This window comes from Pelagibius sp. (assembly GCF_028281305.1).
Lineage (GTDB): Bacteria > Pseudomonadota > Alphaproteobacteria > Kiloniellales > Kiloniellaceae > Pelagibius.
In genome coordinates this window covers 26864-52978 of the sequence record NZ_JANQKD010000004.1, presented here as the reverse complement: position 1 = coordinate 52978, position 26115 = coordinate 26864, and the positions used below count along the sequence as shown (strand labels likewise).

At 66.6% G+C, this 26115-nt stretch carries 27 protein-coding genes; 22 read left to right on the top strand and 5 right to left on the bottom strand.

Annotation, left to right across the window (positions count from 1 at the left end; all coding sequences use genetic code 11):
* The 9 genes from Q0982_RS01175 to Q0982_RS01135 all read left to right on the top strand — a co-directional run.
* The coding region (locus tag Q0982_RS01175; protein ID WP_299391019.1) for an ABC transporter permease at positions 1-766 on the top strand (766 nt) is incomplete at its 5' end.
* 1 nt (position 767) lies between these two features.
* Complete coding sequence (locus Q0982_RS01170) at positions 768-1160, top strand: cytidine deaminase (RefSeq protein ID WP_299391018.1); 393 nt, start codon at positions 768-770, stop codon at positions 1158-1160.
* A gap of 47 nt (positions 1161-1207) precedes the next feature.
* Positions 1208-2020: a purine-nucleoside phosphorylase gene (locus Q0982_RS01165; protein ID WP_299391016.1), complete on the top strand. Its 813-nt coding sequence runs from the start codon at positions 1208-1210 to the stop codon at positions 2018-2020.
* Complete coding sequence (gene deoC, locus Q0982_RS01160; RefSeq protein WP_299391015.1) at positions 2013-2792, top strand: deoxyribose-phosphate aldolase; 780 nt, start codon at positions 2013-2015, stop codon at positions 2790-2792. Before Q0982_RS01165 ends, deoC begins: the two co-directional genes overlap by 8 nt.
* Positions 2792-4126, top strand: a complete 1335-nt coding sequence (deoA, locus tag Q0982_RS01155; protein WP_299391013.1) for a thymidine phosphorylase — start codon at positions 2792-2794, stop codon at positions 4124-4126. The genes deoC and deoA overlap by 1 nt, the downstream gene beginning before the upstream one ends.
* A gap of 42 nt (positions 4127-4168) precedes the next feature.
* Positions 4169-5107 (top strand): phytanoyl-CoA dioxygenase family protein, encoded by a 939-nt coding sequence (locus Q0982_RS01150; protein WP_299391011.1) that lies wholly within the window; start codon positions 4169-4171, stop codon positions 5105-5107.
* An 81-nt stretch (positions 5108-5188) separates the two neighbouring features.
* Entirely contained in the window at positions 5189-6715 is a 1527-nt protein-coding gene (locus Q0982_RS01145) for a bifunctional UDP-sugar hydrolase/5'-nucleotidase (protein ID WP_299391010.1), read from the top strand.
* Positions 6716-6755: 40 nt separating this feature from the next.
* The gene (locus tag Q0982_RS01140) at positions 6756-7466 is read left to right on the top strand and encodes an HAD family hydrolase (RefSeq protein ID WP_299391008.1); all 711 of its coding nucleotides are present in this window, start codon (positions 6756-6758) and stop codon (positions 7464-7466) included.
* Between the two features lie 79 nt (positions 7467-7545).
* Positions 7546-8250: a 5'-methylthioadenosine/adenosylhomocysteine nucleosidase gene (locus Q0982_RS01135; protein ID WP_299391023.1), complete on the top strand. Its 705-nt coding sequence runs from the start codon at positions 7546-7548 to the stop codon at positions 8248-8250.
* Positions 8251-8254: 4 nt separating this feature from the next.
* Here the strand turns inward: Q0982_RS01135 and Q0982_RS01130 are convergent, their stop codons facing one another.
* Positions 8255-9118, bottom strand: a complete 864-nt coding sequence (locus Q0982_RS01130; RefSeq protein WP_299391006.1) for a protein-L-isoaspartate O-methyltransferase — start codon at positions 9116-9118, stop codon at positions 8255-8257.
* A gap of 106 nt (positions 9119-9224) precedes the next feature.
* Between Q0982_RS01130 and Q0982_RS01125 the strand changes: the two genes are divergently transcribed.
* The 4 genes from Q0982_RS01125 (at position 9225) to Q0982_RS01110 (ending at position 11861) form a co-directional block, all read left to right on the top strand.
* Complete coding sequence (locus Q0982_RS01125; RefSeq protein ID WP_299391005.1) at positions 9225-9998, top strand: sulfite exporter TauE/SafE family protein; 774 nt, start codon at positions 9225-9227, stop codon at positions 9996-9998.
* 31 nt (positions 9999-10029) lie between these two features.
* The gene (locus Q0982_RS01120; protein ID WP_299391003.1) at positions 10030-10452 is read left to right on the top strand and encodes a GFA family protein; all 423 of its coding nucleotides are present in this window, start codon (positions 10030-10032) and stop codon (positions 10450-10452) included.
* A gap of 207 nt (positions 10453-10659) precedes the next feature.
* Positions 10660-11253, top strand: coding sequence for a TetR/AcrR family transcriptional regulator (locus tag Q0982_RS01115; protein ID WP_299391001.1), 594 nt, complete (start codon positions 10660-10662; stop codon positions 11251-11253).
* A gap of 83 nt (positions 11254-11336) precedes the next feature.
* Positions 11337-11861 (top strand): peroxiredoxin-like family protein, encoded by a 525-nt coding sequence (locus Q0982_RS01110; protein WP_299390999.1) that lies wholly within the window; start codon positions 11337-11339, stop codon positions 11859-11861.
* 193 nt (positions 11862-12054) lie between these two features.
* Here the strand turns inward: Q0982_RS01110 and Q0982_RS01105 are convergent, their stop codons facing one another.
* Positions 12055-13161, bottom strand: coding sequence for a TRAP transporter substrate-binding protein (locus Q0982_RS01105; RefSeq protein ID WP_299390997.1), 1107 nt, complete (start codon positions 13159-13161; stop codon positions 12055-12057).
* Between the two features lie 288 nt (positions 13162-13449).
* Between Q0982_RS01105 and maiA the strand changes: the two genes are divergently transcribed.
* A complete protein-coding gene (gene maiA / locus Q0982_RS01100) occupies positions 13450-14094 on the top strand; it encodes a maleylacetoacetate isomerase (protein WP_299390996.1) in 645 nt (214 codons plus the stop codon).
* Between the two features lie 113 nt (positions 14095-14207).
* On the top strand, positions 14208-14687 hold the full coding sequence (gene bfr, locus Q0982_RS01095) for a bacterioferritin (protein WP_299390994.1): 480 nt from the start codon (positions 14208-14210) through the stop codon (positions 14685-14687).
* Between the two features lie 257 nt (positions 14688-14944).
* Here bfr and Q0982_RS01090 read toward each other — a convergent pair whose 3' ends face one another.
* A complete protein-coding gene (locus Q0982_RS01090; protein WP_299390992.1) occupies positions 14945-15145 on the bottom strand; it encodes a bacterioferritin-associated ferredoxin in 201 nt (66 codons plus the stop codon).
* Between the two features lie 206 nt (positions 15146-15351).
* Between Q0982_RS01090 and Q0982_RS01085 the strand changes: the two genes are divergently transcribed.
* The 4 genes from Q0982_RS01085 (at position 15352) to Q0982_RS01070 (ending at position 20428) form a co-directional block, all read left to right on the top strand.
* Positions 15352-16623 carry an imelysin family protein gene (locus Q0982_RS01085; RefSeq protein WP_322096922.1) on the top strand — a complete coding sequence of 424 codons (1272 nt, stop codon included), beginning with the start codon at positions 15352-15354 and terminating at the stop codon, positions 16621-16623.
* A 71-nt stretch (positions 16624-16694) separates the two neighbouring features.
* Positions 16695-18203 (top strand): di-heme oxidoredictase family protein, encoded by a 1509-nt coding sequence (locus Q0982_RS01080; RefSeq protein WP_299390990.1) that lies wholly within the window; start codon positions 16695-16697, stop codon positions 18201-18203.
* Positions 18204-18212: 9 nt separating this feature from the next.
* Positions 18213-19313 (top strand): imelysin family protein, encoded by a 1101-nt coding sequence (locus Q0982_RS01075; RefSeq protein ID WP_299390988.1) that lies wholly within the window; start codon positions 18213-18215, stop codon positions 19311-19313.
* A 5-nt stretch (positions 19314-19318) separates the two neighbouring features.
* Positions 19319-20428 (top strand): DUF1513 domain-containing protein, encoded by a 1110-nt coding sequence (locus tag Q0982_RS01070; RefSeq protein ID WP_299390987.1) that lies wholly within the window; start codon positions 19319-19321, stop codon positions 20426-20428.
* Between the two features lie 73 nt (positions 20429-20501).
* Here the strand turns inward: Q0982_RS01070 and Q0982_RS01065 are convergent, their stop codons facing one another.
* Both Q0982_RS01065 and Q0982_RS01060 read right to left on the bottom strand, forming a co-directional pair.
* Positions 20502-21263 (bottom strand): anti-sigma factor, encoded by a 762-nt coding sequence (locus Q0982_RS01065; RefSeq protein WP_299390985.1) that lies wholly within the window; start codon positions 21261-21263, stop codon positions 20502-20504.
* On the bottom strand, positions 21260-21826 hold the full coding sequence (locus tag Q0982_RS01060) for a sigma-70 family RNA polymerase sigma factor (protein ID WP_299390983.1): 567 nt from the start codon (positions 21824-21826) through the stop codon (positions 21260-21262). Before Q0982_RS01060 ends, Q0982_RS01065 begins: the two co-directional genes overlap by 4 nt.
* A 587-nt stretch (positions 21827-22413) precedes the next feature.
* On the opposite strand from Q0982_RS01060, the gene Q0982_RS01055 reads away from it, so the two are divergent.
* From Q0982_RS01055 to Q0982_RS01045, 3 genes are all read left to right on the top strand, one after another.
* Positions 22414-24027: an ATP-binding protein gene (locus tag Q0982_RS01055; RefSeq protein ID WP_299390981.1), complete on the top strand. Its 1614-nt coding sequence runs from the start codon at positions 22414-22416 to the stop codon at positions 24025-24027.
* 567 nt (positions 24028-24594) lie between these two features.
* Positions 24595-25047: a helix-turn-helix domain-containing protein gene (locus Q0982_RS01050; protein ID WP_299390980.1), complete on the top strand. Its 453-nt coding sequence runs from the start codon at positions 24595-24597 to the stop codon at positions 25045-25047.
* 218 nt (positions 25048-25265) lie between these two features.
* Positions 25266-26039, top strand: a complete 774-nt coding sequence (locus tag Q0982_RS01045; protein WP_299390978.1) for a LuxR family transcriptional regulator — start codon at positions 25266-25268, stop codon at positions 26037-26039.
* Positions 26040-26115 lie beyond the last annotated feature (76 nt).

Genomic DNA, 26115 nt, shown 5'->3' with positions numbered 1-26115 from the left:
TATCGTCGTCTCCGTGGCGCTGGCCCTGCTGCACGGTTTTGCCTGCATCACCCACCGCGGCAACCAGGTGGTCAGCGGCGTGGCCATCAACATCCTGGTCTCCGGCCTCACCGTGGTCCTCGGCATCGCGTGGTTCGCCCGCGGCGGGCAGACGCCCTCGGTCTCCAACGAAGCCCGCTTCACGCCGATCACCTGGCCCGGCGCCGAGACGCTGGCGGGCGTGCCGGTCCTCGGCCCGATCTACAGCGAGTTGCTCAGCGGCCACAACCTGCTGGTCTACGTCGCTTTCCTGATCGTGCCGCTCACCTGGTGGGTGGTCTACCGCACGCGATTCGGCCTGCGCCTGCGCGCCGTGGGCGAGAACCCCAATGCGGTCGACACGGCGGGGATCTCGGTCAGCGGCCTGCGCTACGCGGCGATGCTCTGCTGCGGCGCACTCTGCGGCATTGCCGGCACCTATCTCTCCATCGCCCAGAACGCCGCCTTCGTGCGCGATATGACGGCCGGGCAGGGCTACATCGCCCTGGCGGCGATGATCTTCGGCAAGTGGCGGCCGGTGCCGGCCATGCTGGCCTGCCTGATGTTCGGTTTCCTCGATGCCGTGGCGATCCGGCTGCAGGGCGTTGAGGTGCCGGTGATCGGGCCGATCCCCGTGCAGCTCATCCAGGCGCTGCCCTATGTGCTGACCGTCGTGCTGCTCGCCGGCTTCATCGGCCGCGCCATCGCCCCCAAGGCCAGCGGCATTCCTTACGTGAAAGAACGCTAGCATGGCCGAGGATCTGGTTACCCTGGCGATCGCTGCCATGCAGCGGGCCTACGCGCCCTATTCGAACTTCCCCGTGGGCGCCGCGCTGCGGGCGCAGAACGGCGCGGTGTTTTCGGGCTGCAATGTTGAGAACGCGGCCTACCCGCAGGGCTGGTGTGCCGAGACCAGTGCCATCGCCGCCATGATCATGGCCGGGGAGACGCGCATTGTGGAGATCGCGGTGGCGGGCGGCGGTGCGGGTCTGTGTACGCCCTGCGGCGGCTGCCGCCAGCGCCTGCGCGAGTTTGCTAGCGACGATCTCCTCATCCACGTCTGCGGGCCCGAGGGTTTGCGCCGCACGGTGACCCTGGGCGAGCTCTTGCCGCTCTCGTTCGGTCCGGACAATCTGCGCTGACCGATAAGCGCCGGTGGGTAAAAACGCGTCTCAGTGAGGTGTCTTTGATGTTCGAGGAAGCGGCTGAAACCGCCGCCATGATCCGCCGCCGGGCCGGCATCGCGCCGAAGGTGGCGCTGGTGCTGGGCTCCGGCCTCGGCGCTGTTGCCGAGGCAGTGGAGGAGCCGCTGAAGCTGTCCTACCAGGACGTGCCGGGCTTTCCCCGCCCCTCGGTCGCCGGGCACGGCGGCAGCCTGATCCTAGGGCACATTGCCGGCCGGCCGGTGGCGGTGCTGCAGGGGCGCGCGCACTACTATGAAAGCGGGCGCGCCGACGGCATGAACCTGGCCCTGGCGACGCTGAAGGAACTCGGCTGCGCGCGCCTCATCCTGACCAATGCCGCCGGCTCTCTGCGGGCCGACGTCGGGCCCGGGCGCCTGATGCTGATCCGCGACCACATCAACTTCGCCGGCGTCTCGCCGCTCTTCGGGCTCGCCGGCAACGAGCGCTTCGTCGATCTGGTCGACGCCTACGACCCGGCGGCCCGCGCCGCCATTGCCGAGATCGCCGGGCGTCTGGACCTGCCGCTGGCGGAAGGCGTCTACGTCTGGTTCTGCGGACCGCACTTCGAGACGCCGGCGGAGATCCACGCGGCGCAGGTCCTCGGCGGCGATGCCGTCGGCATGTCGACGGTGCCGGAGGTTATTGTCGCGCGGCTCCTGGGCCTGAAGGTCTCCGCGCTCTCGATGATCACCAACCTGGCTGCCGGGATGTCCGCGGAACCGCTCTCCCACGATCAGACGATGCGCCATGCGACAGCGGCCGCTGCCGACATGACGCGCCTGCTGACGGCTTACCTTGAGGAACTCGCCGATGACTGAGACTGACAGCGACCTGAAGGCGGTGGCGGCGCGGGCGCTTGGCCTTCTCGACCTCACCAGTCTCAATGACGACGACGACGCGCAGACCGTCACCGCACTCTGCGCCAAGGCCCGCACGGCCGTCGGGCCGGTGGCGGCTGTCTGCATCTGGCCGCGCTTCGTGGCGCAGGCGAAAGACCTGCTGCACGGCAGCGGCATCAAAGTGGCAGCGGTCGCGAACTTTCCTGCTGGCGGCGACGACATCGCAGCGGCGCTGAGCGACACGCGGGAGATCGTGGGGGCGGGCGGCGACGAGGTGGACTTGGTCATGCCCTACACGCAGTGGCTGGCCGGGGAGCGGGACCTGGCCAAGCGGATGATCGCCGACTGTAAGCAGGCCTGTGGCGACAAGGCCCGCCTCAAGGTCATCCTCGAAACCGGCCGGCTGGACAGTGCGGATACCATCTATGAAGCGAGCGGCGATGCCATCACCGCCGGCGCCGATATGATCAAGACCTCGACCGGTAAGGTCGAAGTGTCTGCCACCCTGGAAGCCGCCGAGGCCATGCTGCGGGCGATCAAGGACTCCGGCCGTGATGTCGGCTTCAAGGCTGCCGGCGGCATTCGCGACACCGCGGCGGCCGGCGAATACCTTGCTCTGGCCGACCGCCTCATGGGGCCGGACTGGGTCGATCCCTGGCGCTTCCGCTTCGGTGCCTCCGGCCTGTTGAACGATCTCTTGGCCGTGCTCGGAGACGAGGCGCCGGCGCCGGCCGCGGAAGAGGGCTACTGATGGCCCTGCTGCCCCAGGAGATCATCCGCCGCAAGCGCGACGGCGCGGCGCTTTCGGACGAGGAGATCGCCGCCTTCGTCGCCGGCATCGCCGATGACAGCATTGGCGAAGGCCAGGCCGCGGCCTTTGCGATGGCAGTTTTCCTGCGCGACATGGCGCGGGACGAGGCGGTGGCCCTGACCCGGGCCATGACCGAGTCGGGCCAGCGCCTGGACTGGCAGGGCCTGGACCTGCCGGGCCCTTGCGTCGACAAGCATTCCACCGGCGGTGTCGGCGACAAGGTCAGCCTGATTCTCGGGCCGCTGGTGGCCGCCTGCGGCGGCTACGTGCCGATGATTTCAGGCCGGGGTCTCGGCCACACCGGCGGCACCCTGGATAAGCTGGATTCGATTCCCGGCTACACCACCGCGCCGGATATCGGACGCTTCCGCCAGACCGTGAAAGACGCCGGCTGCGCCATCATCGGCCAGACCGCGGACCTGGCGCCAGCGGACAAGCGGCTCTATGCCATCCGCGACGTGACGGCCACGGTGGAGTCCATCCCGCTGATCACGGCCTCCATTCTTTCCAAGAAGCTGGCCGCGGGGCTTGAGGGTCTGGTGATGGATGTGAAGACCGGCAGCGGCGCCTTTGCCGCGACGGTGGAGGAGGCTCGGGCCCTCGCAGAGAGCATTGTCGCAGTGGCCGGCGGGGCGGGCCTGCCCACCACGGCGCTGATCACGGACATGAATCAGCCGCTCGGCAGCACCGCGGGCAACGCCCTGGAGGTCGCCGAGTCCGTGGCCATGCTGAAGACCGGTCGGGGCGATGCGCGCCTGCGCCAGCTCGTGATCGCGCTGGCCGCCGAGATGCTGGTTCTGGGCGGCCTGGCGCCGGAGGCCGGGGCAGCGACTGAGAGGGCCGAGGCCGCGCTCACCTCCGGCGCGGCGGCGGAGCGTTTCGGCGCCATGGTGGCTGCTCTCGGCGGGCCGGCGGATTTCGTCGAGCGTTCTGACGACTATCTTCCCAAGGCGCCGGTCCGGCGCCCGGTCGCGGCGCAGGCAGCAGGTCGGCTGACCGCCTGCGACACCCGTGCCGTCGGCCTGGCGGTGGTGGAACTGGGCGGCGGGCGCCGCCGGGTCGAAGACACGATTGATTACGCCGTCGGCTTCAGCGGCCTGCTGCCCCTGGGCAGCGCGGTGCAGCCCGGCGATCCCCTGGCCGTCGTCCATGCCGCCGACGAAGAGGCCGCAGAGGCGGCAAGCCGAGGCTTGCAGGAGGCCTTCACCATCGGTCAGACTGAGGAAAGCGGCGGACCCATTGTGCAGCAGCGCATCACCGCCGCGGACGTTTAGAGAAGAATCCGGTTAGAAGACACGAGAGGAAGCCCCCCGCGTATGTTTGAGGCGACGGCAGCCCAGCAGCGCACGGCGCCGCAATCCGAAGCGGCGCGCTTTGCCGCGCCTGTCGGCGGCCGGCTGACGGCAGAGATGGTGCAGGCCTTTGAGCGCGATGGTTTCCTGGTGCTGGAAGGCATGGTGCCTGGGGCCGATTGCGACGCGCTGATCGCCCGCGCGGAGGCCATGGTGGAGGATTTCCAGCCGGCCAGCGTCGCCTCGATCTTTTCGACCCAGGGCCAGGTCCATGGCCGCGACCGCTATTTCCAGGATTCCGGCGACAAGGTGCGCTTCTTCTTCGAGGAAGAGGCCTTCGACGCCGCCGGCGCGCTGCGCCAGGCCAAGCGATTGTCGATCAACAAGATCGGCCATGCCCAGCACGATCTCGATCCGGTTTTCGCCGCCTTCTCCCACCGCCGCGCCTTTGACAACGTGGCCCGGGCGCTCGGCTGCGTCTCTCCCTTGGCGCTGCAGTCGATGTACATCTTCAAGCAGCCGCGCATCGGCGGCGAGGTCGGCTGGCATCAGGATTCGACCTTTCTCTATACCGAGCCTTTGAGCGTGCTCGGCCTGTGGTTCGCCCTTGAGGACGCCACGCTGGAGAACGGCTGCCTCTGGGCGCTGCCCGGTGCCCACAAGGGCCCGCTGCGCCAGCGCTGGCGGCGCGTCGGCGAGGGCCTTGCGATGGAAACGCTCGACGGAACACCCTGGGAGGAGGAGACGGCGGTGCCGCTGGAGGTGCGCCGGGGCACCATGGTGGTGCTGCACGGCAAGCTGCCCCACGGCAGCCTGCCCAACCGCTCCGACCGCTCCCGCCACGCCTATACCCTGCACGTGATCGACGGGGCCTGCGAGTATCCGGCGGACAACTGGCTGCAGCGCGGCCCGGCGCTACCGCTGCGCGGTCTCACCGCCGGTGGTGTGCAGGTGCCGCAGTAGAGCTTAGACGACTGAGTTACGGGGCCGGCGTTTCCGTGCCGCCCTTCCGCGCCGCAGATTGCTTTTGGATTGGAGAAGAAGATGACTCTTTTTCGCAGCCTCCGGCAGTGTGCTTTCGCTGTGGCCCTTCCGGTCGCGGCACTTCTCGTTCCGGCCCTTCCCGTAGCGGCGGAGCCGGTCACGGTCAGCCTTCTGCACATCAACGATCTCGACCGCATCGAGGAGTCCAAGGGCAAGGGCGGTATCGCCCGGGTCATGGCCCTGGTGCAGCAGGAGCGCGCCCGTGCCGACACTGTGATCTTCACCCACGGCGGCGACACCATCTCGCCCTCGCTGCTGTCCAGCTTCGACCAGGGCGCCCACATGATCGACCTCTACAACGAGGCCGAACTGGACCTGCTGGTGCTGGGCAATCACGAGTTCGACTTCGGGGCGGAGGTGGCCAAGCAGCGCGTCGGCGAGGCCCGCTTCACGGTGCTGGCCAGCAACAGCCGCGACAGCGACGGCGAGCCGCTGGACGGCACCGCCGCCACCTGGATGACCGAGGCCGGGCCCTACAAGATCGGCTTCTTCGGCCTGACGACGCCGGAGACCACGGACATCTCCAGCCCCGGGACCGTCACCTTCGAGCCACTGCTGCAGTCGGCCCGCGACTACTCCCAGCAACTGCGCGATGAGGGCGCGGACCTGGTGGTGGCCGTGGCCCACACCGGCGTCGAGGAGGACCTCATGCTGATGCGGGCCGACAGCGGCATCGACATCCTGCTGTCCGGCCACGACCACCTGCTGGTGACCTACTACGACGGCCAGCGTGCCTTCATCGAGTCCGGGTCGCAGGGCGAGCAGCTCGTCGTGGTCGATGTAACCCTGAACACCGTGGAAAGCCGCGGGCAGCAACGTTTCGTCTGGGAGCCGGCCTTCCGCATTGTCGACAGCCGCAGCGTCGAGCCCGATGCGGCGATGGCGGCCAAGGTGCAGGTCTACCTCGACCGCTTGAGCGAGGAATTGGATGTGCCTATCGGCACCGCGCTGACGGCCCTCGACAGCCGTCGCGCTTCCGTGCGCGGCGGTGAGTCGGCCATCGGCAACCTCATCGCAGATGCCATGCGCCAGGGCGTCGAGGCCGACGTCGCCCTCACCAACGGCGGCGGCATCCGCGGCGACAAGACCTACGATGCCGGCATCACGCTGACGCGCCGTGACATCCAGACCGAGCTGCCCTTCGGCAACAAGACGGTGAAACTGGAACTGACCGGCGCGCAGCTGATGCAGGCGCTCGAGCACGGCTTCAGCAAGGTGGAGGAGGGGGCCGGGCGCTTCCCCAGCATCTCCGGCATGACCGTGACCTGGAGCCGTTCGGCCCCGGCCGGCCAGCGCGTGCGCTCCGTCACCGTCGGCGGCAAGCTCCTGGACCTGGAGGCGAGCTATACCCTGGCGACCAACGACTTCGTTGCCCGCGGTGGCGACGGCTATGCCGTCTTCACCGAGGCGGTGCCGCTGATCGACGGCATCTCCGCGCGCCTCATGGCGACCATGGTGATGGATTTCGTCGCCGCCACCGGCGAGGTCTCCCCCAAGGTGGAGGGCCGGGTGACGGCGGTGGATTAGGGAAGGCGGCGGACTGGCAAAGGCCCGCGGAATCCGAACGATGATCGAGACGCTTGCCTTCGATGCCGACGATACGCTCTGGCACAACGAGCACCTGTTTCAGGACACGCAGGAGAAGCTCGCGGAGATCGTCGGCCGCCACCGCCCGGGGGAGGATATCGCCGAAGCCCTCTATGCCGTCGAGATGCGCAACCTCGCGCTCTTCGGCTACGGCATCAAGGGTTTCACCCTCTCCATGGTGGAGGCGGCCATCGAGCTGACGCGCGGGCGCATCGCGGCGGAGGAGATCCACGAGATCGTGCAGCTCGGCAAGACCATGATGACGGCGCCCGTCGACCTGCTGGAGGGTGTGGAGGCCGTGCTGGACGCCGTCTCCGGCCGCTACCGCACGCTGCTCATCACCAAGGGCGACATGGTGGATCAGACCAGCAAGATCGAGCGCTCCGGCTTGGCCGGCCACTTCGATCAGGTGGAGATCGTGCCGCGCAAGGACGCCGCCACCTACCGCCGTGTCTTCGACCGTCATGGAGTCAATGCGGCGCAGACCCTGATGGTCGGCAATTCCATGCCCTCGGACGTGCTGCCGGTGCTGGAGCTCGGCGGCTTCGCCGTCCACGTGCCCTACGCCATCCTCTGGGCCCACGAGGCCCATGACGCCGACCCGGTGAACGAGCGCTTCCACCGCCTGGAACGGCTGGGGGACCTGCCCGTGCTTTTGCGGCGCCTGGGGGCCTCCCCACGCTCTTCATAATCAATTTAGCTAAATCGACTACAACCGGGGATCGGGCCGCCGGAGGGCGGCCGGTTCCAAAGACTGCGGGGATGTGACCATGCTTGCCGTGATGGGGGCCCTGGCCGAGGAGATCGACCTGCTGCGGGCCGGGATGACCGGGGTCAGCGAGGCCTGCCACGCCGACATTCCGGTCGTGACGGGCGATTTCAAGGGCACCGAGATCGCGCTGGCGCGCTGCGGCATCGGCAAGGTCAACGCCGCCATCTGCACCCAGATGCTGGTCAATCTCTACGAGCCCGACGCCCTGGTGTTCAGCGGCGTCGCCGGCGGCCTGCTGCCCAACATGCGGGTCGGCGACCTCGTGATTGCCAGCCACCTCATCCAGTTCGACATCGACCTGACCGCCTTCGGCCGGCGCCACGGCGAGCTGCCCGATGGGGACCGCATGATCCAGTCGGACCCGGATCTGATCGAAAAGACCGCCGATGCCTTCGACGGCGCCTTTAACGGCGCGGAGGCCGAGCCCAATCTGATGATCGGCACCGTCGTCTCCGGCGACCGCTTCGTCGAGGACTCGAAGACCCTGCGCTGGCTGCAGCGGGAGTTCGGCGCCCTGGCGACAGAGATGGAGGGGGCCGCGGTCGGCTACACCTGCCAGCTCAACAAGCTGCCCTTCGTCGTGGTGCGCGGCCTCTCCGACACCGCCAACGAGGCGGCGCCTGACGACTTCAAGGCCAACCTGGAGACCGTCTGCCGCAACTCCTACCAGCTCATGGACCGCCTGATCCCGGCGCTGGGATGAGGCGTCAGTGGAGGACCTCCTCCGCCGACAGCCAGTAATCCTCTCCGGCGAACCAGAGTCCGGCCGCATCTTTGGCAGGCGCCCCCAGGTGCAGGGCCTTTGCCGGCACGGTCTTGCCGTCCAGGGCCTCCAGAGCGTCGTCCAGGCGCCGGGCCTCCTCCGGACGCCGCGCGCCCACGCAGGGGAAGAAGCCGCAGCGGCCGAGGGACCGCGCCGCGAAGCCGCCGGCGGTTTTCGTCGCGAGCAGGAAGAAGCCCCAGCCGTTTCCGCCCGTCAGGGGCAGCAGCAGGCGGCCGCCGGGCGCCAGTCGGTCGAGCCAGGCCCGCGCCGGATGGGTGGCCCCGGCGAAGACAATGACCATATCGGCGGACGGTCCGCCGGTCATCTCGGCGCCGTTGCCCGGAACGACGGAAGCCTGCGGCCAGGGGGCGAGGGCCGCCTTGGCGCGGCCGGCTAGCTCGGGATCCAGCTCGACAGCCTCGACTCCTCCCGTGCCCCCGACGATCTCGGCCAGAACCGCGGTATAGTATCCGGTGCCCGCGCCCACCTGCAGGACCTGCTCGCCGGCCTCGAGGTCGAGCTGATCGAAGATGTAGGCCCAGAGCGAGGGCTGCCCGTTGTTCAGGTCCCGCGCCTCGTCGATGACCACCAGCACGTCGTGATAGAGCGCGCGGGGATCGGCGTCGGGCGTCTCGAAAGCCGGGGCGCCGCGGCGGCGCGGATAAACCTTCCAGGGTGCGGGGCCGCAGAACCTTTCGCGCGGAACCCGCGCAAAGGCCTCGACCACGCGGCCGTTGCGGACAATGGGCGCGGAGGCGCGCAGGTCTTCCGCAAACCACCGCCGCGCGGCTTCGATGTCATCCGTCATCCCTGTCTCCTGGTTGCGATCCGGCTCCGGACCGTGAAGCAGTCTCCCCTTCTGCCAGCCGGACAATAGCATTGGCGGGCATCGGCTGGCGTGCTATGCGGCGGTCATGCTTGCCAGCCTGCCTGATGTCTCCTCCCTTGCAATCCTTCTTCTCGGCGCCCTGACCGCGGGCTTCGTTACCGGCTTTGCCGGCTTCGGCACCGGGCTGGTGGCCTCGGGCTTCTGGTTTCATGTGCTGCCGGCGGCCACCGTGCCGCCTTTGGTGGTGATGGCCTCGGTGGCGGCGCAGCTCGTCAGCCTCATCGGTCTCAGGCCCCGCTTCGACTGGCCCCGGGCGGCGCCCTATCTGATCGGCGGGATCCTCGGTGTGCCGCTGGGCGTCATGGCCCTGGCGGCGGCTTCGCCGACGCTGCTGCGCACGGCGGTGGGTGTCTTTCTGGTGCTCTATGCCCTGGTGCAGTTCTCCGGTGTGCTGCGCCTGCAGATCGGCGGCTGGGGCGGGCGCTCCTCCGATGCCGCTGTCGGCATCGGCGGCGGTATCATGGGCGGTTTCGCCGGCCTCTCCGGGCCGCTGCCGCTGATCTGGCTGCAGCTGCGCGGCGGGCCGGCCACCGGCCAGCGCGCGGTCTACCAGCCTTTCAACCTCATCGTGCTGGCCGCCGCCTCCGCCGGCATGGCCCTCGGCGGCCAGGTCGACACCGCGGTGCTGACGGCGCTCCTGTTCTCGGTGCCGGCCACGGTGGTGGGCGCCTGGACGGGCGCGCGGCTCTATCACAAGGCCAGCGAAAGCCTGTTCCGCCGCGTCGTGCTTTCGCTGCTGCTGCTTTCCGGCGTCATGTTGGTGCTGCAGAGTCTTGGGCGCAACGGCGTCTTTGGCTAGGCTGGTTGGCTAGGCAGTCAGAGGGAGAGCCATGCGGCACAAGGGCGGATGTCACTGCGGGGCCATTGAGGTCACCTTCAAAAGCGCGATCGCGCCGGAGGCGATGGAGGTGCGGGCCTGCCAGTGCAGCTTCTGCCGCAAGCATGCCTCGCTGGCCGTCTCCGACCCTGCCGGCCATGTCCGCATCACGCTGCAGGAGCCCGCCGCCGTGCAGCGCTACCGCTTTGGGTTGTCCACTGCAGATTATTTCCTCTGCGGGCGCTGCGGGGTCTACGTCGCTGCCGTCCTGGAAGAGGCGGGGCAACACTATGCCATCGTCATCGTCAACGCGCTGGAGGAGGCCGGGCGCTTCAGCCAGCCGCCGCTTGCCGCCGACTACTCCCACGAAGACGAAGCGGCCCGCCGCCGGCGCCGGCGGGAGCGCTGGACCCCGGCCGTGATCGAGGCGCCCTGAGGCTCCCGAGCGCCGGCATACCGTTTCCGTCCTGGAGTCGATCCGCGACCTGCGGTGCAGAAACTTCCTGAAAGACGGCGCACAGCCATCGGGGCGCGTGGGGTCGCCAGCGCATCTGGGTGGCCCTCACCGCAACGTGATGGCTGCCGGCGGCCGTCCGGGCTTGACCTTTGCCGCTGTCTCCGATTATAGAACGATCGTTCAAAAATGGAGACTGCCGTGGCCCGGCCGCGCGAGTTCGACAAGGAAGAGGTGGTGGCGGCGGCCCTGGCCGTGTTCTGGCGCCAGGGCTATCAGGCCACCAGCGTACAGGACCTGGTGGAGGCCACCGGCGTCAACCGCGGCTCCCTCTACGATACCTTCGGCGACAAGCACGGCCTTTTCCTGGAAGCGGTGGAGCACTATCGCCGCCGCTTCAGCGGGCGCCGCCTGAAGCGCCTGGAACAACCGGGGCCGCTGCGCCCGAAGCTGGCTGCCTTCTTCGGCGATGTGGTCGAGTTCTCGGTCGGGGAAGGCCGTCTGCTCGGCTGCCTGATGACCAACGCCGCCATCGAGATGGCGCCCCACGACCGCGAGACGGCGCTCGCCGTCGCCGCCAACATGGGCAGCATGGAAAGCGCCTTTCGCCGCGCCCTCGCCGCTGCCCAGAAGAACGGCGAGCTTTCAGCCGACAAGTCGCCGCGCGATCTTGCGCGCTTCCTGACCGCAACCGCCAACGGCCTGCGGGTCATGGCCAAGGTGACGCCGGAACGGGCGGCTCTCAAGAGCGTCGTGCGCATCGCGCTGCAGGCCCTCGACTGATTTTTTGGATCTGTTATTGAACGAACGTTCCAGAATTCCCATAGAGTGAAGTTCACAAACCCCAATCAAGGAGACCCCTGAAGATGCTGAAGCCGCGTGAAACCGCCCCCGAGATGTCCTTTCCCACCGTCGACGGCGAAACCTGGACCCTGTCCGAGCGCCAGCCCGAGAGCCTCTCCATGGTCGTGGCGTACCGCGGCCTGCACTGCCCGGTCTGCCGCGGCTACCTGAAGGACCTGAACGACCGGGTCGGCGAGTTCGCGGAGCGCGGAGTCGAGGTGGTCGCCGTCAGCAGCGACGGCGAAGAGCGGGCCCGCGCCGCCAAGGCCGACTGGGAGTTGCCCAACCTCACCATCGGCTATGACCTCGGTATCGAAGACGCGCGCAAGATGGGGCTCTACATCTCCACCAGCCGCGGCAAGACCTCCATCGGCATCGAGGAGCCGGCCATGTTCAACGAGCCCGGCCTCTATCTGGTGAAGCCTGATGGTACGCTCTACTCGGCCTTCATCCAGACCACGCCCTTCGCCCGCCCGAAGCTGGAAGAGGTCCTGAAGGCCGTCGATTTCATCAACGCCAACGACTATCCGGCCCGCGGCGAAGCCTGAGGGCGCGCCTCCTCGTTTCACAGGCAGTGATCTGGAAGCCCCCCTCACCCCGGCCCTCTCCCGCGGAGGGGAGAGGGGGAACCAAAAAGCCCCGTTGATTCCCTCTCCCCTCCGCGGGAGAGGGAGGGGCCCGCGTCAGCGGGAGGGTGAGGGGGCATTCTTGCAGGCGCGGTCTGTCCCCGTTCCCCTCCGCCTATTCCGCCGCGTACTGGGCGACCAGGGCGCGGGCTTCGGCCAGCAGAGCCTCGCCGTCCTTGCCGGCCTCGGCCATGGATGCGAGCCAGGTGTCGACCACCGGGGCGGTCGCGGCCTGCCAGCGCGCCAGCTCTTCGCCCTCGATCACATGGAAGCTGTCGCCCAGCTTGGCGGCGGCATCGCGCCCCGGCGCCTCGGCCTCGTCCCAGAGACGGCCGATCTTCTTGGCCAGCGGAATGCCGCTGTTGGCGTCGATGACCTGACGCAGATCCTCCGGCAGAGCGTCGTAGCGCGCCTTGTTCATGGCGAAGAGGAAGACCGCGGTGTAGAGCCCGCGCTCGCCGCCCACTTCCGTGTGGCTCTGGGTCAGCTCGTGCACCTTCAGGGGCAGGGTGACCTCGTAGGGCAGCATGGTGCCCTCCACCACGCCCTTCGACAGCGCCTCCGGCACGGCGGGAACCGGCATGCCCACCGGCGTCGCCCCCAGCTCCTTCAGCGCGATGTTGGTCAGTCGCGTAGGTGCGCGCACCTTCAGCCCCTTCAGGTCCTCCAGGCTGCGCACCTCCGTGCCGCGGATGTGCAGGGTGCCCGGCGCATGGACGTGCACCATCAAGGGATGCACGTCGGCGAACTCGGCGCGGGCGTGCTTCTCGTAGAAAGCCTGAGCGGCCTGACTGGTGGCCTCCGCCGAGGCGGCCATGAAGGGCAGCTCGAAGACCTCGATGGTGGGGAAGCGCCCGGCGGTATAGCCCGGCAGTGTCCAGACGATGTCCACCACGCCGTCGCGCACCTGGTCGTAAAGCTGCGGCGGCTTGCCGCCGAGCTGCATGGCCGGATAGATCTCGATCTTGATGCGCCCGCCGGACTCGGCCTCCACTTTCTCCGCCCAGGGCGCGATGAAGTCCTTGTGGGTGGTGGAGGGCGGCGGCAGGAAGTGGTGCAGGCGCAAGGTCACCTCCTGCGCCACCGCCGGACCTGCGGCAAGCCCCAAGCCGGCAATCATCGCCCCGGCAATCATCGCCCCGGCAATCATCGCCCCGGCAATCATTGCCCTGGCAAGCCCTACAGCCAGCGCCCTGCGCCGGCCTCCTGTCGTCGTCAGCATCCCACGTCCTCCCTCTCTGGCCTTCAGGCCGGTTCTCTTCGCGCCACCGGCGCGCCCCGCAATGACTGCTGGCCCACGATAACTTCTGGCCCACGATAACTTCTGGCCCACGATAACTTCTGGCCGACAATGACTTCGGGCCCACAATGACTTCGGGCCCACAATGACTTCGGGCACGAATGACATAGAATGGGGCGCCGGGCAACGACGTCTGCGGCATCTTGAGAGCGGGCGCCGGTGCCACCGCGGGTTCCGGGTGAAGGGCGGATGAGAGGACAGGGAGAGGCGATGAAGCTGCATAACTACTTTCGAAGCTCCACCTCCTACCGGGTACGCATCGCTTTGGCGCTGAAGGGGCTGGCCTACGACTACCTCGCCTACCATCTGCGCAAGGGCGAGCAGCGCGGGGCGGCGTATCTGGCGCTCAACCCCCAGGGGTTGGTGCCGACCCTGGAGACCGACGGCGGCGACCTGCTGCCCCAGTCCCTGGCGATCATCGAGTACCTGGACGAGCTGCAGCCCGACCCTCCGCTGCTGCCGGTGACGCCCCTGGAGCGGGCGCGGGTGCGCAGCCTGGCCTACGCCGTCGCCTGCGATATCCATCCTGTCAACAACCTGCGCGTCCTGCAGTACCTGGTCGACCCGCTGGGGCATGATGCCGCCGTGCAGGGGGAATGGTTCAGGCACTGGGTGGCGGTGGAGTTCGCAGCCCTGGAGAAGCGCCTGACGGAGGAGCCCGAGACCGGGCGCTTCTGCCACGGCGACAGCCCGGGCCTTGCCGATATCTGCCTGGTGCCCCAGGTCGTGAACGGCCGGCGCTTTGACTGCGACATGACGCCCTATCCGACCATCCGGCGCATCCATGAGGCCTGTATGACCATTCCCGCTTTTGCCGAGGCGGCACCCGAGCGCCAGCCGGACGCGGAGACCTGACTCTCTCCTGCGCATGCATTGGGTTCGCGGCACAGAATCCTAGTCATGCCCGGTGCGGGCAGCTTAGAATGTGCGACCAATAACGAGACCCGGATCAATGGAGAGCGCCGCCCATGAAAGGTGACAAGCAGGTCATCGCGCACCTAAACAAGGTGCTGAAGAACGAACTGACTGCAATCAATCAGTACTTCCTGCACTCACGGATGCTGAAGGACTGGGGGGTCACCCGATTGGCCGAGCATGAGTACGAAGAATCCATCGACGAGATGAAGCATGCCGACAAGCTGATCGAGCGCATCCTGTTTCTCGAAGGGCTGCCGAACCTCCAGGATCTCGGCAAGCTGATGATCGGTGAGAATGTCAAAGAGATCCTGGAGTGCGATCTGAAGCTCGAGGAATACGCCATTCCGGATCTGCGCGAGGCGATCGCCCACTGCGAGAGCGTCAGCGACTATGTGTCGCGGGAGATCTTTGTCGATATCCTCGAATCCGAGGAAGAACACGTCGATTGGCTGGAGACCAACCTGGGGCTCATCGAGAAGATGGGACTGGAGAACTTCGTCCAGCACCAGAGCGGCCACGAGAGCTCCTAAGCCACGAAGTCCCGCTTCCTGAAATGCTGCTGGCTGGGATGTGACCTACTTTCGCGGGCCTCGTCCGGCACCGGCTTTGGCACTCTGCAGGGGATACACGCTGTTCACCCTGCGGGCTCTGCGGTCAGTCGGCGTCGGCGCTGCGTTGACGCGCTCTATTTCTTGAGCGCGCGGCCGGGTCCGCTGCCGGCTCGCAACCCACTCCAGGACGGCGGCCAACTGCCCCCTCGGCAGATTGCGCCAGATAAACATCCCGGCTACTCGGCCGCCACGAGGGTAGCGGCGTGCACATCATCGACGATTTCCTGGGCGCAGGGAATACAGGTGCCGCAGCAGGGGCCGTTGCCGAGCGCGGCATAGGCCTCGTGGGCGCAGCGGACGCCGCTTTCCGCGATCTCGCGGATTTCGGCCTCGCGATAGCCATTGCACATGCAGACGTACATAAGCTCCTCCGACACCCAAATATCGTGCGAATGATAATGATTGTCAATCGCGTTGATGAGGGTAAGATGCCTTTGTTAACAGGGGATTGAGGGGGAGCAGAGGCCAGCCGGCACGGCCGTAACACCTTGACTTTCCATCAGTCTTTGAGAATGCGAGTCAGTCGCGACCCTTGGCGGCGCGACGGTCTCTCGGGCAATCAAAGCAGAAAGGGTGAAGACAGATGAGACTCTCCGGAACACTGGCGGCCGCCGGCCTGGCGCTGATGCCGGCCGTGGCTCTGGCGGACGGCCATGGGAAGATGGCGGTCCTGGAGACCTATGCGGACATCGCGCACGCGGGCTACGAGGATTCGCTGATCACCGCGCGTGCCCTTCAGCAAGCGGTGGATGCGCTGGTCGCCGATCCCACCGAGGCCAGCCTGGCGGCGGCGCGGGAGTCCTGGATCGCCGCGCGGGTGCCCTACCAGCAGACCGAGGTTTTCCGCTTTGGCAATGCGGTCGTGGACGACTGGGAGGGCAAGGTGAACGCCTGGCCCCTCGACGAAGGCCTGATCGACTATGTGGACGGCGGTCTTTATGGCGCCGAGTCCGACGAGAACCCGATCTTCACGGCCAACGTGATCGCCAACAAGAGTCTGAAGGTGAACGGCGAGGCCGTCGATGCTTCGGTCATCACCAAGACCTTGATCGCCGATGTGCTGCACGAGGCCGAGGAGGTGGAGGCCAACGTGGCGACCGGCTACCACGCCATCGAGTTTCTGCTCTGGGGTCAGGATCTGAACGGCTCCGGCCCGGGCGCCGGCAACCGCCCGGCCAGCGACTTCAGCACCGCAGACTGCACCAATGGCAACTGCGACCGCCGCGCGGCCTACCTGAAGGTCGCCACCGACCTGCTGATCGACGACCTGGAGGAGATGGTGGCGCTCTGGGACCAGAACGGCCCGGCGCGCAAGGGCCTTTTGACCGGCAATCCGGAGGCGGGGATCACCACCATGCTGACCGGCATGGGCTCGCTCTCCTACGGCGAACTGGCGGGCGAGCGCATCAAGCTGGGCCTCATGCTGCACGACCCGGAAGAGGAGCACGACTGCTTCAGCGACAACACCCACTACTCCCACTTCTACAACCAGGTCGGCATCACCAACGTCTATCTCGGCACCTACAAGCGGATCGACGGCAGCGTGGTGAGCGGCCCCAGCCTGTCCGATCTGGTGGCGGGCAAGGACTCGGCCGTCGACACGGAGATGAAGGAGAAACTGGGCGCCGCCCGCACGGCCATGCAGGCCATGGTCGACCGCGCCAAGACCGTCGAGGCCTATGATCAGATGATTGGCGAGGGCAATGCGGAAGGCAACGCGGTGATCGAAACCGTGGTGCAGTCCCTGACCACCCAGACCAGGTCGATCGAGCGGGCGGTTGCCGCACTCGGCCTGGGGCAGATCGCCTTCGAGGGGTCTGACAGCCTCGACAACCCGCAGGCGGTGTTTCAGTAAGACACAGCCAAGACTCCAAACAAAAGCCGTCACAAGACTGGGACCGGGGCGGCGATCGGATAGCTCACATCATGATCAGACCTGCCCTCTCCCTTGTCGCCCTGGTGGTGACACTCGCCGGGCCGGCAAGCACCCTTGCCGGCCCGACGCCCGAGGAGGCCGCGCGCATCGCGGCGGCCATCCGCCCGACCACGGATTTCACGCGGGCGGAGCCCTTCGAGGCGCTGCCCGCCGGGGCGGCGACCTCAAAAAAGAGAACGCTGGACAGCAACGCTTTCTCGCAGCATTCGGGCAATATGGATTTCGAGCGCCAGCTCGACTTCAAGCTCGGCAACGCGCTCTTCAAGCGGCTCTGGGTTTCTTCGCCGGCATCCACGGACTCAGCCGACGGTCTGGGTCCGCTGTTCAACGCCCGCTCCTGCCAGCGCTGCCACCTGAAGGACGGGCGCGGGCACCCGCCGGTGGCGAACTGGCCGGACGACTCGGCGGTCTCCATGTTCCTGCGTCTCAGCATTCCGCCTGAGACCGATGAGCAGCGCGCGGCGCTGGCGGCGCATCGCCGCAACGTCATTCCCGAGCCGACCTACGGCGGACAGCTTCAGGATCTGGCTATCCAGGGGCATGCCGCCGAAGGCAAGATGCACATCGTCTATGAGGAAGAGACGGTGACCCTGGCCGATGGCGAAGTCGTCAGCCTGCGCAGGCCGACCTACAGCATCACGAATCTGGGTTACGGGCCGCTGCATCCGGAGACCCTGATGTCACCCCGGGTGGCCCCCCCGATGATCGGGCTCGGTCTTCTGGAGTCCCTGGCCGAAGAGGACATCCTCTCCTGGGCCGACCCGGACGACGCCGACGGCGATGGCATCTCGGGCCGCGCCAACCGTGTCTGGGACAAGGAAACCGGCACCGTCGCCCTGGGCCGTTTCGGCTGGAAGGCGGGCGAGCCGACGATGCTGCAGCAGAGCACCCACGCCATCAACGGCGACATCGGGATTTCCGCGCCATTGGCGCCGGCACCGGCCGGCGACTGCACTGCGGCGCAGCGCCTCTGTCTTGAAGCACCGCACGGCGCCTCCGCCCGGCACGAGGGCTTCGAAGCTTCCAGCGAGATGCTGCGCCTCATCACCTTCTACAGCCAGAACCTTGCAGTACCGGCTCGCCGCGATCCCGAAGATCCCCAGGTGCTTGCCGGCAAGAAGGTCTTCTACGAGAGCGGCTGCATCGACTGTCACCGCCCGAAGTACGTCACCCAGCGCGACGCGGTAGGCCCGGAGCAGTCGTTTCAGCTGATCTGGCCCTACACCGATCTGCTGCTGCACGATATGGGCGAGGGCCTGGCGGACAACCGGCCGGAGGGCCTTGCCGACGGGCGGGAGTGGCGCACGCCGCCGCTCTGGGGTATCGGGCTCACCGAAACGGTGAACGGTCATACCCAGTTCCTGCACGACGGCCGGGCACGCAACCTGCTGGAGGCGATTCTCTGGCACGGCGGCGAGGCGCAGGCCGCCCGCGACCGTGTGGTGACGCTCGGCACGGCGGAGCGCGAGGCGCTTCTGGCGTTCCTGAATTCGCTCTGAGGAGACGGAATGAACCTGCCAATGATGCCGTCTGTTCGCGGGCTTTCGGCTGTCGCAACGATGGGGCTTGCGGTCTTGTCTGCAGCCCCGGCGGCCGCCGACGACTTTGCCGTGCTGAACGGGGCGATTGTCGAAGACTATCTGCTGCCGCGGTACGAAACCCTGGCCGACGCGGGCAGTGCTCTGGACGCGGCCCTGCGGCAGGACTGTGGTGCGGGAACCCTTGCGACCGACCCCAGCATCGCCGCGTATCACCGGATGGCGGATGCCTGGATGGCGGTTCAGCATCTGCGCTTCGGGCCCAGCGAGCTGTTCCTGCGCGCCGACCGCATCCAGTTCTGGCCGGACAAGCGCGGGATTACCGGACGCCATCTTGGCAGACTGATAGCCGAGGCCGATCCGGCCGCACTGGAGCCGCAGCGCTTCGCCCAGGGCTCGGTCGCGGTGCAGGGCCTGCCGGCGCTCGAGCGCCTGTTCTTCGCGCCGCCGGAGGGTGCCGATCCTGCCTTCGCCTGTGACGTGGCAGTGGCCATCGGGGCCAACCTCAAGAGCATCGCCGGCGGAATGCTGGCCGACTGGCGTGAGGGACCAGCGCCCTATGCAGCCGTGATCAGGAGCGCGGCTGAGGGCAATGCCTCCTACATGGACGCCAAGGAGGCGAGCTTGCAGTTCGCCAAAGCGCTGCGCGCGGCTCTGGTGGCGACGACGGACCTCAAGCTCGACCGTCCGCTCGGCACAAGCGCCGAGGCCGTAAAGCCGCGGCGCGCCGAGTCCTGGCGCAGTGCGCGCTCGCTGCGCAACATCAGGATCAACATTGAAACTGCCGAAGCTCTTTACGAGGGTGAAGGGCGGGGCGGCTTCGCTGCGCTTCTGCGCCGGCAAGCCGCCGGCGAAACGGTCGACCAAGACATCAGGGCCGCCTTTGCGCAGGCCCGCAGCCGGCTTGACGCCTTGCCGGACTCGCTGCAGGCGGCGCTGGATCAACCCGATGGCTGGCAGCGTCTCGACGACCTGCGCGGCGATCTGCGCGGGCTGCTCGCGCTGCTGAGCGGACCCTTCTCGCAGACCCTGGACCTGCCCTTGGGGTTCAACAGCTTTGACGGCGATTGACCTCGATGACGATTGATCGGCGTAGCCTTCTGACCGGCGCCGTCGCTGCCCCGCTGGCGCTCGGTCTGAGTCCCGCCTGGGGCCTGGGCTCGCCGCGAGCCTTCGTCAGCGCCTGCGGCGACGCGGCCGGCCGCTTTTCGGTGAAGGCCGTTGCCGCCGACGGCCGCTTGCTCTCTGAGCTTACCCTGCCCGGGCGCGGCCACGCCGCGACGCGGCGCCCCGGGCACAATGAGGTTGTTGTCGTGGCGCGGCGCCCCGGCCGCTTCATGCTCGCCGTCGATCCCCTGGCCGGAGATGTGATCCGGCAGGTCGAAGCGGCCCCCGGGCGGCACTTCTACGGCCATGCCGCCTTCAGTCCGGACGGCCGATGGCTGTACGCCACCGAGAATGCTTACGAAGAGGGGCGCGGCGTCGTCGGACTGTACGATGCGGCCGCCGGCTATCTGCGGGTCCGCGAACTGCCGTCGCACGGCGTCGGCCCCCACGAGCTGGCGCTGCTGGCGGATGGGCGGCGCCTGGTGGTGGCTAACGGCGGAATCCGCACCCATCCGGAGAGCGGACGCCGGAAGCTGAACCTGGAGACCATGCGGCCCAATCTGGTCTACGTCGATGCCGACAGCGGCGCGCTGCTCCGGCGCTTGACGCTGCCTGGGGATCTGCAGCGGTTGTCGATCCGCCATATGGCCGTTACCGCCGATGACAACGTGTGCCTGGCGTTGCAGAACGAGGGGCCGCGCGACCGCCTGGTTCCGCTGGTCGGCCGGCAGCGCGGCGAAAAGCCCATCGTCCTGATGCCCGGGCCCGACGACGGGCTGCGCCGCATGCGGCACTACGCCGGTGGTGCGGCGCTGGATGACGGCGGCAGCGTTCTTGCGGTCTCTGCACCGCGTGGCGGCCTCGTCAGCTTCTGGTCGCCGCAGGAGGGCCGATGGCTGGGTAGCCTGGAGGTGCCCGATGGCTGCGGTCTTGCCGCGGCGGGTGGGGCCGGCCGCTTTGCCGTCTCCAGCGGTGCCGGGCGCCTGCTGATCCATGATGCCTTCAGCGGTCGAACCGAAACGTTGCGGGACGACGGTCGCAGCGGACTGGCCTGGGACAATCACTTGCTGGCGGTTTGAGGGCGTTTGCCGCTGAAGGGTGCCTGGCCGAGTGGCGGGCCGGCGCCGGTTTCAACAGCGCCAGCCGTATCCTTTATCCCGCGCTCGGCGCGCTGTCGTCCCAGAGAGCGATGCAGAGGCCGGAGAAGAGGACCGGGCCGCTGGGCGCCGTCGGAGCGGTGCCGCTGCTTTCAAGCGTCACCATCAGCGATTCCGATGTCTTCACCGCGTCCCAGGCGTCCTTGTCCAGGGGCCGGGCGGCCGCATCGTCGCCGGCCAGCTGAAGCAGCGGGCGGACGGTGCCGCTGCCACGCTCCACGGTCCAGATCTGAAAGACTTCGGCATTCTGCCGGTCCAGCGGACGCAGTGTCCTGACCGAAAGCCGCCAGGGTCCCTTGTAGGCGGTCACCACCAGGGCGGGCTGCTCGCCCGCATCCTCCAGCACGGCCACATAGCTCGGCAAAACCGGCTCCGGCGTCGTCGCTGCGATCTGCTGCTGGGGACCGGGTTGCGAGAGGATGAAGCCGGCATAGCCGCCGACCAGCACCACCAGCACGGCAGCCGCCGCGCCAAACGGGCGCCAGAAGGCCAGGCTGTCCCAAAAGCTCGAGCGTCCCGTCTCGGCCTGCGGATTGATCCTCTTGCGCAGGGCGCGGAACACCCGTTCCGGCGGCTGCCGGGACGGGGTTTCCTCGGCCAGGGGCGTCAGCCGGTCCTCCCAAGACTCGACCTTGCGGCGCAACGCCGGGCGTGTGCGCATCAGAGTCTCAAACCGCCGCCGCGCCGGGCCTTGCAGGGCGCCGACCACATACTGGCCGGCCAGCGCCTCCTGCAGCTCCGGGTCGTCGTACCTCATTGATCCAAACACTCCCTGACCTTGATCAGCCCCCGGCGGATCCAGGTTTTCACGGTGCCGACCGGGCGTCCAATCCGGCTCGCCACCTCGGTGGGCGTATAGCCCTGGTGGTACGACAGCAGGATGCAGTCCCGCTGTTCCTCTGTCAGGCCGGAGAGACAGCCCAGTACGCGCTGCATCTCCTGGCTTGTCTCGGCCTGGGCCGCTGGATTCTCGCCGCTCATTCGCTGGTCCTTTTCAGGACTCCATTCCTCTTCAGCGGCGCGGTAGTCAGCCTTGCGCAAGAGATCCAGCGATTGGTTGCGAACTACATTGATCATCCAGGTCATCGGCCGCCCCCGGCCTGGATTGTAGCTGTCGGCATACCGCCAGATCTTCATGTAGGCCTCCTGCAGAGCCTCCTCCGCCCAGGCCTCACGTTTCAATATACGAAAGGCAATGCCGAAGAGTTTCGCAGAAGTGGCATCATAGAGGTCCGCAAAGGCGGACTGGTCGCCCAAGCTGCAACGCGAGAGCAGGAGACCCAGTCGTTCCGAGGACTCGAAGCTCGCCTTCGGCTTCATGCATATACCCTAATTCAACGGTCCACTCTGGGCCGCGGCCTGGCCCCAGTTCGCTAAGTATGGCTGGCCGGACCGAAGAGATCGACCACCATATAGGCCGCATCCCGGGGAACTACAGTATCCCAGCGGATTCCGCGGCGGCGGTCTGCTGCAACCTACGTGTGGGGATCGTGATCGGCCAGAGTGTAACCATGACGCGGCGACGTCGACCGGCATCATACTGCCCGATTCGCTCTGTAAACCAACAACAATGCTGCAAAGCTGGGTTGCAGGGCACTGAGCCATGGCGCCGACACCTGTAGCACCAAGAATCTGCGCGCACTGCTAGAAAGACTTACGGCGTCACAATTCTAATCACATTAAGCAGACACTATGTTGAAACAAACTATCCGTAACGCAAAAGTTCTTATGCTGTTACAATCAGTTAAGGCTCGATCGATATTTTTTGGGTATTTTTTGGCGAATTTCATAGCGGTGGCTATACCCAAAGCCTAGAGACTTTGCCCTATAGTACGCTGCGATTCGTGAGGTTTACCTAAGCAGTCCGGCAGAGTTCGGTTTCGAGCAGTCTTGATCATGGGTGTGAATTGACAGGGCTTTCTTCCATCGCCCCCGAGGGGGCGTCACCGTCACGGCTGACCAGGACCCGCCGCCGCGCCGCGCGCCGCCGCCGCGGGCTGCTGTTGCCGATCCTGCTGCTGGTGGCGCTGACCCTGGTTGCGGTCGCCTTCGCTCTCTATTGGGGCGCGCGCGAGCTCAACGAAAGCCAGGCTCGGGCGCAGGAGTCGCTGGTCTCGGCGAGCCTGGATGCGCGGCGCGAGGCCTTTCGCGACCTGGTGGTGGACTATGCCTGGTGGGACGAGGTGATCTATGTGCTCGATGTCGGCCTGGACGAGCGCTGGGCGCGGGAAGAACTGGGCCATTACCTGCTGGAAGCCTTTGGAGTCACCGGCATCTGGGTGCTGGGCCCTGAAGACCAGACGAAAATCGCCTTTGTCGAGGGGGCACGCTCTGAGGTCGAGCTCTTCGAGCGTCTGCCCGGCACGGTGCGGTCCTTGCTGAATGCAGCGCGCCAGGGCCGAAGCATCGAGGCGGTGCCGCCGGTGGGCTTCGTTGCGGTCGAGGGACGCCTGCACATGGTGGGCGCCAGCATCATTTCACCCTTCGCCGAGGTGGGCGAGCCGCCGAGTGCAGAGTCAGCCTCCCTGCTTGTCTTCATGCGCCCGCTCGATGAGGACTTCTTCCAATCACCAAGCCTGGAGAGTTTCTTGGAGGATGCCGGCTTCGCCGAAGGGCCGGCTGCTGCGGGATACCTGGATCTGGAGATCATGGGGGTCGACGGGCAAGCGATCGGCTGTATCTTTTGGCGCAACCAACGCCCGGGCGATGACCTGCTTTGGAGCGTTGCGCCCTTGCTTTTTGGCGCCCTGCTGATTCTGGCATTCCTTCTGATTCTCGCCGTGCGGCGGGTCGAGGCGGTGGTTTCCCACGAAGGCCGTCTCTCGGTATCGCTGGATCACGAACGCCAGCGCCGTGAAGACAAGTCGCGCTTCGTCTCTATGGTCTCGCATGAACTGCGGACGCCGTTGCAGGCGGTCGGCGCCGCGGCCGATGCCCTGGACCGCTACGGGGAGCACATGGACCGGACCGAGATGCGCGAGGAAATCGAGACCATTCGCCGTGGTGTCGACGCCTTGGCGGGGCTGGTTGATGACGTCCTGCTGATCGGCAAGGTCGACGGCGAGGGCAAGGTTCAGTCCATCGACCTTGCCCACCTCTGTTCGGCGGTCTGGCGCGAGGTTGCGACCGCCCTCAAAGCGAACCAGGAGCTACGACTGTCGGACAGGATCGGGGCGCCGATCGAGAGCGGGGCTCAGGTGATGCTGCATACGGTCCTGTCCAACCTGCTGCAGAACGCCGTCAAGTATGCGCCGGAAGGGACGGCGGTCGAGGTCGACCTCGCCAAGGGCCAGGGTCGCTATGAGATATCGGTCCGCGATTTCGGGCCGGGCATCCGCCACGAGGACCGGGAGGCCGTGTTCGAACCCTATTGGCGGGCGGATTGCGTGCTGGGGACTTCCGGTGCCGGCCTGGGGCTCTCCGTCGCGCGGGCGGCGGCCCGTTCGATGGGCGGCGATCTGACCATCGAACCCGACGGGTTGGATCGCGGAACCCGCTTCGTGCTCCGCTGGCCGTTCTAAGGTTGTGTCGGCCTGCGCGCCGCTGGCGCGCCGGCGGTCCATGACCTTCTGCTCATTGTCCTAACCTTCACCGTTTCCCGCCCTCCAGCTCGTGGCCTGTATCGGTCTGCTGCCGGCAAGTCATGCTGAAGTAACGTCAAGTTAACTCTGATGGTAAATTTATTTTCCCGTATGTTCTACAGATAACACGTTATGGGTGCATGCGCGTTCAAAGTGTGCTGCCTCGTGATCGCGTTTACGAAGCCGCAGCCTACCAAAGCCGCACAATTCAGGCGTTTGTGGTAAAGATTGGTCCTCTGGAGGGAAGAATCTAGTCATTTAGACTAGGAATCTAGCGTCTTTGCTCACGTTTAGGTTGTCACAGCGAAGTGAGTTGACGCGGTAGTACAAATAATCGGAAATACTTAGGCTTTACAGCTGGCCCCTGGATTTGATCGTAGGTTGACGGATTGGCTGCGCGTTGGATCGAATTTTTACCATCTTTACGAGAGATTTTCCTTTGTCGTCTGCGGTGCCTATAGAATATAATCACTTTGGGGTCATGGAATCATCGAAATGTAGGGTGAAATGATGCTTGCTCACGAAACGACAGTCGGGAAGGCTAGGCAGGCGCATCCCGTCGACGTTCATGTCGGCGGCCGCGTGAGGCTTCGCCGGGTCTTCTTGGGGTATTCACAGGAAAAGCTGGCCAATGCGCTCGGCCTGACGTTCCAGCAGATTCAGAAGTACGAGCGCGGCGCCAACCGTATCTCCGCGAGCAAGCTCTATGAGCTGTCTCGCATCCTAAGCGTGCCGGTCACCTATTTCTTCGAGGGTGTGGAGTCGGACGGCGAGGTGGCGGCAAACGGTGCCGACGCCGCTGCCGGCGGCGCTGGTGCTATCCATTCCTCTGATCCGGACTTCACCAATCAGAGAGAAACTCTGCAGCTGATCAGCTCTTACTACCGCATTCCGGACTCCAAGGTGCGTGCCGAAGTGCTATCCTTGCTGAAGACCTTGGGCAGAACGTCCGAAGGCTGAGCGTTTTCGACAGATCCTAGGGAGGGCATGGGGGACCTCGGGCAAGCGGCAACGGATTGCCTCCTGCGACAGCAGGTCGCACGTCACCGCAAGGCGGCGGCCTCCGACCTTCCTTTTGCGCGCGCAACCGGGGGCATCGCTCCGGCCTGCCACGGCGGGCCACCTCCCGATTGCGGCTCACAGGGGCCGCGTCCCGCACCGACCCGGCGGGACCGGTCATGACAGGCTTGCCGATCGATCAGGTCGATGCCCTGAGCAGGGCGAAGACGACTGATGAGATCGGCTGCCTGCTTCAGAGTCTGATCGAGACGCTTGGTTTCGCCGCCTATTCCTACGTGCATGTGCGTCCGCCGCTGGGTAAGCGCATCCGCTCCTTTGTCCCTGCGGAGTCGCCAAACGGTCGTGTGGTCCACGAGTTCCTCGCGACCTTTCCGGATTCCTGGATCGGCCACTACCTGGCACGGGGCTATGGCGACATCGATCCGACCTTCCATGCCGCAACCGGCACCACACTGCCCTTTGACTGGCCGACCCTCAGCGGGCGCGGTGACCTGAGCAGCGGTCAGCGCAGACTGCTGGACGAGGCGGGGGACTTCGGCCTCGGCCCCGGTGCGACAGTGCCGATCCACGGGCCAGAAAGCGGGCTGTCCACCCTCAACATCACGGTGGCGGACCAGGGCGAGAGGGCCTTTGAGGCGACCTTCCGGCACGCCCGGCACGATCTCGTGTGGATTGCCGCCCAGGTCCATGAGGCCTTTCTCCGTCTCTCTCAGGACGGGCCGGAAGAGCAGCGCGTGCGCCTGACCGACCGCGAGCGCGACTGCCTTCTCTGGACGGCGCGGGGCAAAACCGCCTGGGAGGTCGGCCAGATCCTCTCAATCTCCGAAGAGACGGTGCTTTTCCACCTGAAGAACGGCACGCGCAAACTGGGTGTCTTCTCAAAGCACCACGCCGTCGTCAAAGCCGTGATGGGCGGCCATATCCTCCCCTAACTTGCTGATTTAAATCACAAAGTCTGCTTCCGGCGGGACCAATCTGTCCGCTTCGCCGGCATCCTCCCGCGCACCC